Origin of the sequence: Chitinophaga sancti (assembly GCF_034424315.1) — a bacterium.
Classification (GTDB): domain Bacteria; phylum Bacteroidota; class Bacteroidia; order Chitinophagales; family Chitinophagaceae; genus Chitinophaga; species Chitinophaga sancti.
In genome coordinates this window covers 4,267,790-4,283,222 of sequence record NZ_CP139972.1, presented here as the reverse complement: position 1 = coordinate 4,283,222, position 15,433 = coordinate 4,267,790, and the positions used below count along the sequence as shown (strand labels likewise).

General features: G+C 44.2%; 9 protein-coding genes. 8 read left to right on the top strand and 1 reads right to left on the bottom strand.

Annotated features, from left to right (window positions below; translation table 11 throughout):
- The first annotated feature begins 118 nt into the window (after positions 1–118).
- The 3 genes from U0033_RS16375 to U0033_RS16365 all read left to right on the top strand — a co-directional run bounded on the left by U0033_RS16375 (position 119) and on the right by U0033_RS16365 (position 5,134).
- Positions 119–823 carry a 3-keto-disaccharide hydrolase gene (locus tag U0033_RS16375; protein WP_072359550.1) on the top strand — a complete coding sequence of 235 codons (705 nt, stop codon included), beginning with the start codon at positions 119–121 and terminating at the stop codon, positions 821–823.
- A 6-nt stretch (positions 824–829) separates the two neighbouring features.
- Positions 830–1,603 (top strand): ThuA domain-containing protein, encoded by a 774-nt coding sequence (locus tag U0033_RS16370; protein WP_072359548.1) that lies wholly within the window; start codon positions 830–832, stop codon positions 1,601–1,603.
- 135 nt (positions 1,604–1,738) lie between these two features.
- Positions 1,739–5,134: a ThuA domain-containing protein gene (locus U0033_RS16365; protein WP_072359546.1), complete on the top strand. Its 3,396-nt coding sequence runs from the start codon at positions 1,739–1,741 to the stop codon at positions 5,132–5,134.
- A 237-nt stretch (positions 5,135–5,371) separates the two neighbouring features.
- Here U0033_RS16365 and U0033_RS16360 read toward each other — a convergent pair whose 3' ends face one another.
- Entirely contained in the window at positions 5,372–5,743 is a 372-nt protein-coding gene (locus U0033_RS16360; RefSeq protein ID WP_072359544.1) for a transmembrane 220 family protein, read from the bottom strand.
- A 230-nt stretch (positions 5,744–5,973) separates the two neighbouring features.
- Here U0033_RS16360 and U0033_RS16355 point away from each other — a divergent pair, with 230 nt between their 5' ends.
- The 5 genes from U0033_RS16355 (at position 5,974) to U0033_RS16335 (ending at position 15,113) form a co-directional block, all read left to right on the top strand.
- Positions 5,974–7,374, top strand: coding sequence for an RtcB family protein (locus U0033_RS16355; protein ID WP_072359542.1), 1,401 nt, complete (start codon positions 5,974–5,976; stop codon positions 7,372–7,374).
- 3 nt (positions 7,375–7,377) lie between these two features.
- Complete coding sequence (gene prfH / locus U0033_RS16350; protein ID WP_072359540.1) at positions 7,378–7,989, top strand: peptide chain release factor H; 612 nt, start codon at positions 7,378–7,380, stop codon at positions 7,987–7,989.
- A gap of 500 nt (positions 7,990–8,489) precedes the next feature.
- Positions 8,490–11,735, top strand: a complete 3,246-nt coding sequence (locus tag U0033_RS16345) for a SusC/RagA family TonB-linked outer membrane protein (protein WP_072359538.1) — start codon at positions 8,490–8,492, stop codon at positions 11,733–11,735.
- Between the two features lie 21 nt (positions 11,736–11,756).
- Positions 11,757–13,541 (top strand): RagB/SusD family nutrient uptake outer membrane protein, encoded by a 1,785-nt coding sequence (locus U0033_RS16340; protein ID WP_072359536.1) that lies wholly within the window; start codon positions 11,757–11,759, stop codon positions 13,539–13,541.
- A gap of 129 nt (positions 13,542–13,670) precedes the next feature.
- Entirely contained in the window at positions 13,671–15,113 is a 1,443-nt protein-coding gene (locus U0033_RS16335) for an FG-GAP repeat domain-containing protein (RefSeq protein ID WP_072359534.1), read from the top strand.
- Positions 15,114–15,433: the final 320 nt, after the last annotated feature.

Genomic DNA, 15,433 nt, shown 5'->3' with positions numbered 1-15,433 from the left:
CGGGTCTCAACTATGTCATTCTGTGGATGATCTGCGGAACCATTGTACCTCGTTTATTGATTCTTTTCGTAATCCGCTTTTGCTAAAATTCCAAAACCCAAACAAATCCATTAATCACATGAAATTGCTCATTCCCGTTTTGGCGCTCAGTCTCTCGTCGGCCGCTGTTTTCGCGCAACAACCCAATACTTTAACTGCTAAGGAACAAAAGGACGGCTGGAAATTATTATTCGACGGCAAAACAACCAATGGCTGGCATTCTTATCTACAATCTTCAGCCGCAGACAGGTGGAAAATACAAGACGGTGCTTTTGTACTGGATACCGCTGTAAAGAAAGGTGGTGGCGACCTTGTTACCAACGATGAATATGAAAATTATGATTTTACCTACGAATGGAAGATCTCCGAAGGTGGGAACAGTGGCCTGATCTTCAGCGTACACGAAGATTCAAAATATGGCGCTACCTACCTGACAGGTGCCGAAATGCAGGTGCTGGACGATACCCGCCATCCTGATGGTAAATACCCTAAACATAATTCCGGTGATCTGTATGACCTGAAAAAGGCTACAATGAACACCGCAAAACCAGTAGGAGAGTGGAACAAAGCACGCATTCTGAAAAAAGATGGCCACCTCACTTTCTGGCTCAATGGCACCAAAACTGTTGAAACTACCGTTGGCAGTGATGAATGGAAAGCCCTGCTGGCTAATAGTAAATTTAAAACCTGGGAAGGGTTTATGAAGTTCTCCAAAGGACATATCGCGCTGCAGGATCATGGCAACGTAGTGAGCTATCGTAGTCTCAAGATCAAAACACTATAATATAATATGAAAAAACTGTTTGTTGGTATTGTATGTACCACCGCGCTGTTGATGCTGTATCCTATGACCCGGCTCATGGCCGTGGCACGTCCACGTTTGCTGGTGTTTTCCAAAACAATGGGCTTCCGGCACGATTGTATTCCTGTTGCCAAAGTGGCCATGATACAACTCGGACAGGAGAATGGCTTTGATGTGGATACCACTGAAGATGCCAATGCCTTTGTATACAAAAACCTAAAAAAGTACGCAGCTGTGTTATTTTTAAACACGACAGGCAACGTATTAGATGACAAGCAACAGGCCGCTATGGAAAAGTACATTCACAAAGGCGGTGGGTTCATGGGAATTCATGCTGCGACCGATACAGAGTATGACTGGCCATGGTACAATAAGCTGGTGGGTGCATGGTTCCTCAGCCATCCCAAGCAACAAACAGCTACCCTCAATGTGGTAGATAAAACGAATGATGCCACCCGTCACCTGGGCGATAAATGGTCCAGATGGGATGAGTGGTATAATTTCAAAGATCTGAACCCCGACGTACATGTGTTGCTCAAAATAGATGAGCGCAGTTACGAAGGTGGGAAGAACGGCGATAACCACCCGATGGCATGGTATCATGACTTCGATGGTGGCAGAGCTTTTTATACGGAGCTGGGGCATACCAAAGAATCGTACAGCGATCAAACGTACATGCGGCACGTGCTGGGTGGACTCAGATATGTGATGGGAATGAAAGCTACTGATGCTGCTGCCGGCAAATCAGGGACCTTTTACTAATCATACGGGAGAGGTTGTCTCAAAAGTGAAGATTTCCGGATTTTTTCCGGAGATACCTGGGGGAGAGAATTTTTATGAGTTCTCAGTGCCTTCAAATTACTTTTGAGATAGCCTCTTTTAACGAAAACAACTATCATGCAATTGAGGTATGCTATTTACCTGGCTGCGCTATGCGGAATAATTCTTTCCGGTTGCCAGTCAAAGACCAGACCCGGTAATCCCAGGGTGCTGGTATTCTCGAAAACTGCCGGATTCCACCACGCCTCTATTCCTGCCGGCATTGCGGCTATTGAAAAACTGGGAAAAGAAAATGGATTCGATGTAGACACAACAACCAACGCAGAAATGTTCGTGGAGGATAGTTTGCAGAAATATGCTGCTGTTATTTTCCTGAACACCACTGGTGATGTACTGAACAATTACCAGGAAGCAGATTTTGAAAGATATATTCAGTCTGGTGGTGGGTATGTAGGTGTACATGCTGCAACAGATACTGAATACGAGTGGGGTTGGTATGGTGGTCTTGCCGGTGCATACTTTGATAATCACCCTGCGGGCACACACAAGGCAACACTCATCGTAAAAGATAAATCATTTGGTCAGTTGCCTGATAAGTGGGAGCATGAAGATGAATGGTATAATTTCAAAAAGATCAGCCCCAATATTAAAGTCATTATGACTGTGGATGAGAAGACATATGAAGGTGGTAAGAATGGTGAGCAGCATCCTATCAGCTGGTACCACGAATATGATGGTGGCCGTGCATTTTATACAGAACTTGGTCATACTGATGCCAGTTACAAAGAAGAGAATTTCCTGAAACTGCTCCTGAGCGGTATTAAATATGCCGTTGGCAAAAACCAGTTATTGGATTATAACCTGGCTACTACGCTGAGAGTGCCTGAGGAAGATCGTTTCACAAAGAATACACTTACTTCCGGGGAGTTCTTTGAACCTACTGAAATGACTATTCTGCCTGATCTCAACATCCTGATTGCACAGCGCAGAGGAGAGATCATGTACTTTAATCAGCAGGCGCACAAACTGACACAGGCTGGTTTCTTAAGAGTATATTATAAGACTGAAGTACCTAATGTAAATGCAGAAGAAGGTGTACTGGGTATAAGTGCTGATCCTGATTTTGCAACTAACCATTACGTATATATTTATTATTCTCCGGTTGATACTTCTGTAAACAGGTTGAGTCGTTTTACCTTTGAGAATGGCAAGATTGATTCAGCTTCTGAGAAGATCGTTTTACAGCTGTATTCACAGCGTAATATCTGTTGTCATACAGGCGGTTCTATCGCCTTCGGGGCAGATCACCTGCTGTATCTCTCTACGGGCGATAACTCTACCCCATTCGATGAACCGGGTCAGCAATATGTATCTAAAGGTTATGGCCCGCTGGATGATCGTCCGGGTCACCTGAATTATGATGGTCGTCGTACATCTGCCAATACCAATGACCTGAGGGGAAAAATATTACGTATTAAGATTAACCCCGATGGTACTTATACGATTCCTGAAGGCAATCTCTTTAAGCAGGGAACTGCAAAGACCCGCCCGGAAATTTATGCAATGGGTACCCGTAATCCTTATCGTATTTCTGTAGATCGTAAGAATGGGTATGTGTATTGGGGGGAAGTAGGCCCTGATGCTAACAATGATGATCCTGAACGTGGTCCGAGAGGTTATGATGAGATCAACCAGGCAAAGAAACCGGGTAATTTCGGTTATCCTATGTTCGTAGGTAACAACTATGCTTATCATCGTTATGACTATGAAACAGGGAAAGCAGGGGCACCATTTGATGCTGCAAAACCAGTGAATGATTCAAGAAATAATACTGGTATCAGGGATCTGCCCCCTGCTACTCCGCCAATGATCTGGTATCCTTACGATAAGTCGCCTGATTTCCCAAGCATGGGTAGTGGTGGTCGTAATGCCATGGCCGGACCTGTGTATTACAATGAGTTTTATCCACAGGAAACTCGTTTCCCGGATTACTATAATGGTAAGTTCTTCATTTATGATTGGGTAAGGGGTTGGATTAAAGCTGTGACTTTTGATAAAGATGGTAATCTTTCCAAGACTGAGCCATTCATGTCTCATACTAAATTCAATGCGATCATTGATATGGAAATGGGTCCTGATGGCAGGTTGTATTTACTGGAATATGGTAATGGCTGGTTTAGCAAGAATAAAGATGCTGGTTTGTCAAGGATTGATTTCAATGGAGGCAACCGTGCACCTATTGCGAAGATCCAGGCAAGCAAGCTGTCAGGTGGTTTACCATTTAAAGTAAAACTGAGTGCTAAAGGATCTGCTGATCCTGACCATGATCCACTTACTTACATCTGGTACCTGGGTAATGGTAATAAGAAAGAAACCAAAGAACCAGAAGCAGAGGTGACGTATTCAATGGCTGGTGAATATGCGGTGTCAGTAGAAGTGGTGGATAATAAAGGTACCAGTACGCGTAGTGAAGGCATTGCCTTGTATGCAGGTAATGAAACGCCTGAGGTGAAGATTAACCTGACGGGTAACAAGACCTTCTATTTCCCTGGTAAACAGGTGGCGTATGATGTGCAGGTGGTAGACAAAGAAGATGCAGCTAACATCAAGCCTGAGAATATGTACATCCGTGCTGAATATATGGAAGGGAGTGATCAGGCAGGTATTCCTCAGCAGGGGCATCAGATCATTACCGGGGTGATTGCGGGTAAGAATTTGTTTGAATCAGGTGATTGTAAAACTTGTCATAAACTGGATGAGAAATCAATCGGGCCTGCTTTCAAACTGGTAGCAGAGAAATATAAAGATGATCCGAATGCGAAGGATTACCTGGCGAATAAGATCATCAGTGGTGGTGGCGGTGTATGGGGTGAAACAGCAATGTCTGCACATCCTACATTGACTCAGGGAGAGGCGCACCAGCTGGCAGAGTATGTGATGTCTCAGGGTGCTCAGAATAAGGTAGCACCTTCCATGCCACAGAAAGGCACAGTGTCTCCTACAGCCGGTAAACCGGAGAAAGACAATGGTGTTTTGTACCTGATAGCCAGTTATACAGATCAGGGAGGTCCAAATATCCGTCCGCTAACGGGTACGGCTACTGCGACATTAAGAAGCCCTAAACTGGTGGCAGCTAATTACGATCAATCTTTTGGTGTGACAAGCTTTGAGGCAGATGGTATGAAGTTCCTGATTCCTACAGCGAATAGCTGGGTGACGTATAATAACCTGGATCTTACCGGTGTAACGGGGGTTGGTATAGCTTACTATACACAGGAATCATTGCAGTATGGATATAATGTGCAGGTATTCCTGGATAAGGATGGTGGTACTAAACTTGGTGAGGTATTGATAGGGCCGGGTGCGAAAGTGAAAGCGCCTAACATCGCAACGATTAGTTTTGCACCGGTAGCAGATGGCAAGCTGCATGATTTATACATCAGGATAACTGCGGCCAGTGCGGATGAAAAGACGTCTTTCGGTATTAGCAGGTTTGAATTGTTATCAAAATAGTTTCTTTACACTTCTATCAAAAAAGCTTTTGCCAGAGATGGCAAAAGCTTTTTTTTATGCTGGAACTCATTTCATAAATACGTATTCGTAATTGACAACCAATACTTAATTGATGAAATGAGTTCTAATAACCCCCTTTCAGGAATTGAGATCAATCATTTCAAGTTTTTAGGTACTTGCCTATCATAAGGGCTGGACCAGACCAGCTTTCCTTTTATGCAAGAGAATTTTTGGTCATTACTTTTTACGTCCGGCATATATATAATTGATCACCAGTACAGCAATCAGGATGAACAGTCCAAAGAATTCCCTGGTTTCTTCTATCCATGGCTGCGAGGCTTTCATGGTTTCAGCAATGTTCTCTCCATGATGTTTGGTGGCCCAATCTAATACGCCATTCTGGTCAAAGAACTTATACACTGCATAACAGAGGTATATTATTATGCCCGTGATGTAAGCTTTTCTGTAAAATTTGCCCCTGGCTGCCAGTGCACAACATGCAGCACCATACAGATAAATAGGCATCCATACATATGGATCCGGATCGTTGTATTGCAATCCTGCGAAGATGATGAAAAGGATGCACCAGATGATGTTGAATATTTTCATAAAGAGACGAGCGTTGAAGAATATTTCACCAATATATAAAAAAAATATACCTTTGCGCCGAATTCCTTATTTCATAACCTTTTTAAAACACAAGGAATCATGCTGAACCGTACCAACATATCACCCATCGATCTTGCCGCTTAGTCCGGCAGGACACCCCCCTTTCCCAATTAATTTTTCCTGAATAAAAATTTAGTTGCGGCATTGCTATGCCCGCACGAAGCATTCTTATGAGCAGTTTAAAAGCTAAAGAGCTCAGCAGGATCGGCTATACAGACGATCGTGCCCGGAGCCTTGTTATTAATATATTCTCCAAACACTTTAAGCATCATTCTAAAGAAGAAGCGATCGCGTTGTTGAATGATATTAAAGAGAACCCCGCTACTTATCGTAATGATGAAGTACTGGGAAAAATAGCAGCCACTTTCCTGGATGAAGTGCCTGTAAAACCCTTTCGTGCACATACCCTGCTTGAAAATGCAGGTGATGTGAAAGTATATGGTGCCAAAGAAATAGAAGCTGGTGCCAGAAGACAAATGGAAACAGCCATGACGCTGCCGGTATCTGTGCAGGGAGCTTTGATGCCTGATGCACATACAGGATATGGATTGCCTATTGGTGGTGTACTTGCTACACACAATGCTGTGATACCTTATGCAGTAGGTATTGATATCGGGTGCAGAATGGCTCTCTCAATATTAGATACAGGCGAAAGCTTTATGAAGCGATATGGTTTCCAGTTGAAAACTGCCTTGAAAGAATTCACGCATTTCGGTTTAGAAGGTGGATTAGATATTGAGCAGGAACATGCTGTGTTAGATCATCCAACTTTCAAAGCAACAGATCTGCTGAGAAAGTTACAAGGTAAAGCTGCCAGGCAATTAGGTACTTCAGGTACCGGCAATCACTTTGTGGAATTCGGTTTCATTACCTTGAATGAAGACAATGCAACAGGTATTGCTGCTGGTGAATACCTCGCTCTTTTATCTCACTCAGGTAGCAGAGGTTTAGGTGCCAGCATTGCACAGTATTATACAAAGATCGCGATGGATACCTGTAAGTTGCCCAGAGAAGCACAGCAACTTGCGTGGTTAGATATGGATACCGAAGCGGGGCAGGAGTATTGGATGAGCATGCAGTTAGCGGGTGATTATGCCAAAGCATGTCATGACAGGATCCATGCAAACCTGCTGAAGGCAACAGGTTTGCAGGCCCTTGCTACCATAGAAAATCATCACAATTTTGCCTGGGAAGATACATTGGCAGATGGTCGGAAGGTGATCATTCATCGTAAAGGAGCTACCCCTGCACATGCTGGTGAATTAGGTATTATACCTGGTAGCATGACGACTGCTGCCTATCTCGTATCAGGTAAAGGCGTGCCTGCTTCCTTATACTCTGCTGCACATGGTGCAGGCAGGGCGATGAGTCGTAAGCGCGCAAAAGAAAGTGTAACGATGTCTGCTCTTAAGAAGATGTTGGCAGATGCCAACGTCACCCTAATAGGAGGCAGCGTAGAAGAAAATCCGCTGGCGTATAAAGATATTGAACGTGTCATAGATGCACAGCAGGATCTGGTAAACATTGAGGGAAGATTTGTTCCCCGTATTGTAAGAATGTATAAAGAATAAGTAATGGACAAAGCTATTATACAAATTACTGCTGGCAGAGGTCCTGCAGAATGTAGCAGGGTGGTTGCCAAAGTAACAGAAAAGTTATTTGCACAATGCCGGAAGGCAGGTATTGAAATAGAATTACTTGATAGTACACCGGGTGACCTGAAAGGAACTTTCTTATCCACATTGATATCAGTAAGTGGTGATATAGATAGTTTATCAAAAGAATGGTCAGGCACTGTGCAGTGGATTTCAAAGAGTCCTTATAGAAAATTTCACAAACGTAAGAATTGGTTTGTGGGAGTGGCATTCTTTGACATTGCGAAGCAGATGCAGTTCAACATGGCGGATGTAAGAATGGAAACATGCAGGGCATCGGGTCCTGGTGGGCAGAATGTGAATAAAGTGGAAACTGCTGTTCGGGGTACGCATATTCCATCCGGCATACAGGTGCTGGCAATGGATAGTCGTTCTCAGTGGGAGAATAAGCAACTTTGCCTGAAACGGCTGGAAGCAAAAGTACAGGCATGGCAGGGTGAGAAACTCATTCAGCAGCAACAGGAGCAATGGCAGGAACACAATGAACTGGAGAGAGGACGCGCTGTGAAGACAATTGAAGAAGTGTTGTGAGTAATTGTATAAAATACATTTAATAATTCTGATCTCTGCGCAGTTACCTGGGGTAACTACGCGGAGATCTGCTATGGTCCTGCGGTTTGCCAGAATAAATTCAAAGTGAAATGTTATCCTTGAAAAAAATTCCTTGCATAAAACAAATGAATGTGTTAATTTGGTAAATGTAACCAAAGTCTAATATCCACGAATTCTCTAAACGTTATGACATGACAACAAGCTGTAGTATGTAGTTTGCCTGTGCATTTGTGCCCATTTGAATTAGTGCTGTAGTAAAATACCCAATTAAAATAAACCTTGACCGGAATTGTAACACAACCACACTGCGTTCGCGGGCAGTGCGATGAGCATTAGTATTTCTAAGACTGGCATTTTAGCAAAACCCTTTTAATTACCCGGATTATGCTGTAACCCGGCTTTTATTGGCGTGTCTTTTTCTCAACGGAAAGACCCCGATCTGGCCATTCATTCACCTTAAAAAAACAACGTTTCACGTTATGAAGAAACATGTATGCCGCACCATTATATGGTGCTGGGCCTTGTTGCTGCTTGCCGGTAACGTCCTCGCCCAAACCCGTATAACTGGTAAAGTTACTGACAATGCCTCAGGTAATCCCTTGCCCGGGGTGACTGTTGCCGTAAAAGGTTCAAACAGAGGTGGCGCCACCGATCCCAATGGACATTACACCATACAGGCTAAGAAAGGTGATGTCCTCGTTTTCTCTTTTGTCGGCTACACTTCACAGGAAGTTCGTGTTGGTGACGGACCTACAGTCGACGTTATTCTTTCCGAAAAAATCGGATCCCTTGATGAAGTAGTTGTAACAGGTTATGCTGTGCAACGTAAAAAAGACCTGACAGGTGCTGTATCTGTTGTAAATGTAGAACAGATCACACGTCAACCCACTGCACAGGTAAGCAACCAGTTGCAGGGGCAGGTATCCGGTATCATGGTACTCGGTTCCGGTCAGCCCGGAGAAGAGCCTCAGGTACGTATCCGTGGTGTGAATACTTTTGGTAACAACACTCCGCTCTATGTTATTGATGGTGTGCCAACGCAGAATATTGTGGACATCAATCCGAATGACGTGGAGTCCATGCAGGTACTGAAAGATGCAGGTTCTGCCTCCATCTATGGTGCCAGGGCGGCAAATGGTGTGATCATCATCACCACTAAAAAAGGAAAATCAGGCAAAGTAAAAGTAACATACGATGCTTTCTATGGTCGCCAGGTACCTAAAGGTGGTAATGTATGGCACCTGCTGAATTCCCAGGAACAGGCTAACCTGAAATGGATGGCGCTGAAAAATACGGATCCGAATGTTGTGTACAACGATGGATTGTATGGTTCCGGTGCTACCCCTGTATTACCTGATTATATCGCGCCAGGTGGTTTGAAAGAAGGTGATCCGGGTACTGATCCTTCTCGTTACAAGGTAGATCCTTATTATAAGAACCCTTCAGACCTCGATGGTTTTTACCGCATTACCAAAGCGAACAAACAAGGTACTGACTGGTTCCATGAAATATTCAAGCCAGCGCCAACAACCAGTCACAATATTTCTGTGAGTGGTGCCAGCGAGCAGGGTAGTTATTTCCTCTCTTTTTATTATTCCAATCAACAGGGAACGTTAAAGAATACTTACCTGAAGCGTTACTCTATCCGTTCTAACAGCAGTTTCAATATTGGAGAGCATGTGAGAATCGGGGAGAACCTCGAGTATTCTGTGATCGATAACCCGCAGATCGATGCACTCACTGAAGGTAGTGGTATTGGTATGGCATTCCGCGAACAGCCTATCATTCCGGTATACGACATCAAAGGTAACTATGGTGGTTCCTTCAGTACAAACAGTGCGCAGCTGGGTAATGCACGTAACCCTGTTGCCATCCAGGATCGTATCCGCAACAACAAAGGCATAGGTAATCGCCTCCTGGGTAATGTATACCTGGAAGCTGATGTGCTGAAAGTATTCACACTCCGTACCTCATTCGGTGGTGAAGTCTTCTCTGCAAGCACGCATACATTCACCTTCCCTGAATATGAAAATGCGGAAAACAATAAAGTGAATTCATTCACAGAAGGTGCCAGCAGTGGTTATAACTGGACCTGGACCAATACCCTGACTTACCATCAGAAATTTGGCAGACATAATATCACTGCGCTGATAGGTTCTGAGGCTTATGACAACCATGGTCGTTCCCTCACTGGTACTACGCAGAGTTACTTCATCTTTGATCCTAACTTTACCAATCTATCCACTGGTACAGGTACTGTGACCAATGGCAGTGGAACTTATTCTGATGGATTGTTCTCCCTGTTTGGTCGTGTGGATTATAGTTACAATGATCGTTACCTGCTGGGTGCTGTTATTCGCCGTGATGGTTCCAGTAAGTTTGGTGACAACTTCCGCTATGGCTGGTTCCCGGCTGTGAGCGCAGGTTGGCGTATTTCTCAGGAGGCTTTCCTGAAAGATGTTTCCTGGCTGTCTGATTTAAAAATCCGTGGTGGTTATGGTATCATGGGTAACCAGTTGAACGTGGAAAGTGCGAATGCATTTACACAATATGGTCTGAACAAAGGTTCTTCTTTCTATGACCTGAATGGTACATCTAATACACTGGTTTCTGGTTTCACCAAAACACACATCGGTAACCCGAATGCGAAATGGGAAAGCAATGTCAACTCCAATATCGGTTTGGATGCGAGCTTCCTGAAAGGTAAACTGGAAATGAGTGTTGACTATTACAGCAAGAAAGTAAAGGACCTGCTGTACAAACCTGAGATCTCTGCTACTGCGGGTCGTACGGATCCTCCTACTGTGAACATTGCACAGATGGAAAACCATGGTATCGATCTGTCATTGACAGCTACAGGTATTCACCTGACGAAAGATCTGACAATGAAAGCCAATGCAACACTGACTACTTTCAAGAACAAGATTGTAGCTATCTCTTATGATGCGCCTTACTTCGACCAGGAGTCACGTCGTTTCAATGGTAGCTATATCATCCGTAACGCAGTAGGTCAGCCGGTATCCAGCTTCTTTGGTTATAAAGTGATTGGCTTCTGGAATGAGGCTTCCGAGATCACTAATGCCAATAAGGAAGCAGAGAAAGCAACAGGTGTGACAGGAGCAGAATACCAGTCACAGGCTGCGCTGGGTCGTTTCCGTTATGCGGATATCAATGGCGATGGTCATATTACTGAAGCTGACAGAACTTTCCTTGGTAATCCAAATCCGGATTTCAGCTACGGTCTGAACCTGGAGCTCGATTATAAGAACTTTGATTTTACCATTTTCATGTATGGTGTACAGGGCAATGAGATCTGGAACCAGGTTCGCTGGTGGACTGACTACTATGCAAACTTTGCGGGTGTAAAGAGCAAGACAGCCCTCTACGATTCATGGAGACCAGATCACCACAATGCTACTGCACCTATCCAGGAAAATGGCAACTCTTTCAGTACGAACAACGTTCCTAACTCTTACCTCGTAGAAAACGGTTCTTACCTCAGGGCGAAGAACATTGGCCTGGGTTATACTTTGCCATCTTCAACATTGAAGAGAGTAGGTATTGATCGCTTCCGCATCTATGTACAGGCAGCGAACCTGTTCACCATTACGAAGTATAAAGGTATAGATCCTGAGATCTCTGGTGGTACTACCAATTTCGGTCTGGATGAAGGAGCTTATCCTAATCAGCGTCAGTACCTGGTAGGCGTAAATGTTGGATTCTGAAACTGTTAAAAATCGCTAACAATGATAAAATCAAAATATATAGTCATAGCGGCAGTGATGTCTACTGCCATACTGGTAGATGCGTGCAGCAAGAGTTTCCTGGAGCGCAGTCCTCAGGGGGCATTGCAGGGTTCTGACCTGCAAAATAAAGATGGTATTGAAGCATTGCTTGTAGGTTCCTATGCTGCGCTGGATGGCCAGAACAGCGGTACTACAGCCCTCAATGGGGGGAACCCATGGGAAGCTGCTCCGAGTAACTGGATCTATGGTAGCGTAGCTGCCGGCGATGCACATAAGGGGAGTGATGCTACTGACCAGCCGCCAGTGAGCCAGATTGCTGTTGGCAACTTTGATCCCAGTAATGGTTTCTTCAATACCAAATGGCAGGTGTTATTCGAAGGGGTATCCAGGATAAATACATTGTTGTCTTTACTGCCTGCTGCTACAGGTATGACAGATGCTGAGAAAACCGGTGTGAAAGCACAGGCTTTGTTCCTGCGAGGTCATTTCTACTTTGAACTGAAGAAGATGTATGACAAAGTTCCATGGGTTGATGAAACGAAAATAGATGATTACAAGCAGCCTAATAATGTGGATATCTGGCCTAAGATCGAAGCTGATTTCCAGTTTGCTTATGATAACCTGCCTGAAACACAGAGTAATGTAGGTCGTGCGAATAAATGGGCTGCTGCCTGTTATCTTGCCAAGACCTATGTATTTGAAGCTAAATGGACGGCTGCTAAACCGCTTTTTGATCTCATCACTACAAAGGGTAAGACATCAAATGGGCTGTCTTATGGATTGACAGATCGTTTTGAGGACAACTTCGATCCTGCTGCCAAGAATAATAAGGAGTCAGTATTTGCGATTCAGATGGCAGCCAACGATGGTACTGGTTCTATTGCCAATGGTAATCAGGGTGAGATGCTGAACTTCCCATATAACAGTCCATTTGGTTGTTGTGGATTCTATCAGCCTACACAAGAACTGGTGAATTCATATCGTACTGATGATGGTGGGTTGCCTTACCTGGATGATTATAATGATCATGCTGTGAAAAATGATATGAAGATCCTGTCTACTGAGCCATTTACTCCGGATGCGGGTAACCTGGATCCAAGATTAGACTGGACAGTAGGTCGTAGGGGTATTCCTTACCTGGACTGGGGTAATCACCCGGGTCGTTCATGGGTGCGTGACCAGGATTATGCTGGTCCGTATGCACCTAAGAAGAATGTATACTGGCAGTATAACCAGGATAAGTATAAGGATGCGAATTCATGGGCACCGGGATCTGCCATCAATATCGTGTTGATTCGTTATTCAGATGTATTGCTGCAGGCAGCAGAGACAGAGGCCAACCTGGGTAACTATGGTACAGCAGAGACTTATGTAAACCTGGTGCGTACCAGGGCTGGTAAACCGGCTACTGCTGTGTACAAATACACCAATGATGCAACGCCGATGGGTGGTTTCTCAACAACGCCAGCTGCTAAGTATGTAGTAGCCACTTATCCTGCCGGCACCTTTGCTGCTGGAGGTAAAAATTACTCCCTGAAGGCCATTTACTTTGAGCGCAAGCTGGAGTTGGCGATGGAAGGACAGCGATATTTTGACTTAGTACGTTGGGGTATTGCCGGTACTGAGCTGACCAAGTTCTTTACGTATGAGTCCAAAATTACGACCGACATCACTGGTGGTAAGTTTGTGACTGGCAGAAATGAACATTATCCGATCCCTCAGCGTCAGATTGACCTGAGTGTGAGTGGTAGCGCGAAAACACTGGAGCAAAATAAAGGCTATTAACAATAAAACTTAAAGTTCTCATTGAGTGATGAATGAGCCCGTCAATACGGGAGCCTCTTAATCCGGGGCAGTTGAATTACGAATGGCGGCCATGTGCTGCCATTCGTAATTTTTTTTAACTTGTAATGTATGCTTAGATATATTCCATTTGTATTCCTCGTTATCATTTTCTCCTGTAAAAGCAGATCCAGGGGCGAGGTATTAGCTGAAAAAAATTGTAGTAGTTGTCATTTGGCTGTGTCACCATCCCTGTTGGATAAAGAGACCTGGTTGAAGCATGTATTGCCAGCCATGGCACCTAAATTAGGAATAGGAGTGTGGGATGACAATCAGTATTATTCGGGTAAGGGGGGCATCTCCATTACTGAATGGAATGAGATTGTGAAGTATTATAAAGAGCTGGCTCCTGATTCTTTGCAATCAGTGACCCCAGTACTGAAAGAGGATGCTTCCTTATTTGTGGTACATACCCCTGTGGAGGTGGATGATACAATTTACAGGGCGACTACTACCATGGTGTCTATTGATCCATTTACAGGGAGGGTGTATTCAAGTGCTGAAAATGGCAAGACGGCAGCACTGTTTAAATGGGAGGGGGCACAATTACAGCAAGTCATTGACCTGCAATCTACAGGTGTGGATCTGACCTGGATTGCACCTGATACCGGTATTCTCACCTGTATAGGTAATCTGAGGGCGGTAGATCAGCTTTCGGGTGTGATTTGGAAAGTGACGCCCTTGTCTCCGGAGGAGGAGCGGGTACATACTATAGCTATGGGGCTGCCAAGGCCGGTGCAAACCCTGCCATTTGGTAAGGATTATATCTGTCTGGGTTTTGGGCATAAGAGTGGTGGCTTGTATTTGCTGAATGAGAAAACCCGGAAAACGATCCGGGATGTTCCGGGTGCAATTCATGCGGAGACCGGCGATTTTAACAATGATGGTTATCCCGATATGATGGCTTTGTTTGCGTATGATGATGAGGGGATCTGGTTATTCCTGAATGATAAGAAAGGTGGCTTTAGCAGTGAGCAGGTACTTCGTTTTCCCCCGGTATATGGTTCTACAAGTTTCCAGCTGGCAGATCTGAATAAGGATGGTAAGCTGGATATCATTTACACGGCAGGGGATAATGGTGATTATTCAATGGTCCTGAAGCCTTACCATGGAGTGTACGTTTTTCTGAACAAGGGGAATTTCAAATTTAATGTGGATAAACCTGATTTCTTTTACCCGGTGAATGGTTGTACAAAAGTGATTGCGGCTGATTTTGATCAGGATGGCGACCTGGACCTTGCAACGATTGCTTTCTTTGCGGATTTGAAGAATAACCCAGCGGAGAAGTTCATTTATTTTGAACAAAAGAAGTTCTTATTATTTGAACCTCATGCAGTTGCGAATCTTGCTGCGCAGGGCAGGTGGATCTGTATGGCGGCGGGAGACTATGACAAAGATGGGGATATAGACCTGGTATTGGGTAGTTATTCGAGGGGATTTATCATCCAGGAGGGGTATGAACCGGGCTGGAATATTCATATGCCGATGGTATTGCTGGAAAATAAGAAAAAATAGGCGGATGCTACCTTACTCATCAATTAAATAGTAACTCAAGTTGACATTTTTTTTACATGGTAGATCACAGTTGTAACAAATAAATCCTTATATTGCATACACAACAACAGGTAAGAAATCTAAATCGTGGCTCGCTGACTAAGAGATTAGGCCTAAGGTCTTGATTATATTTCCCTGATTTATATTAATTGCAACCATGAACAATACGCTTGTATTGTTCTAACTATAAAGATACTCCTGATTGAACTGATCAGGTTTTAGAATGGCGGAAGGAGAGGCACACTGTGCCTCTCTTTTATTTATAACTGATTTAGATAACC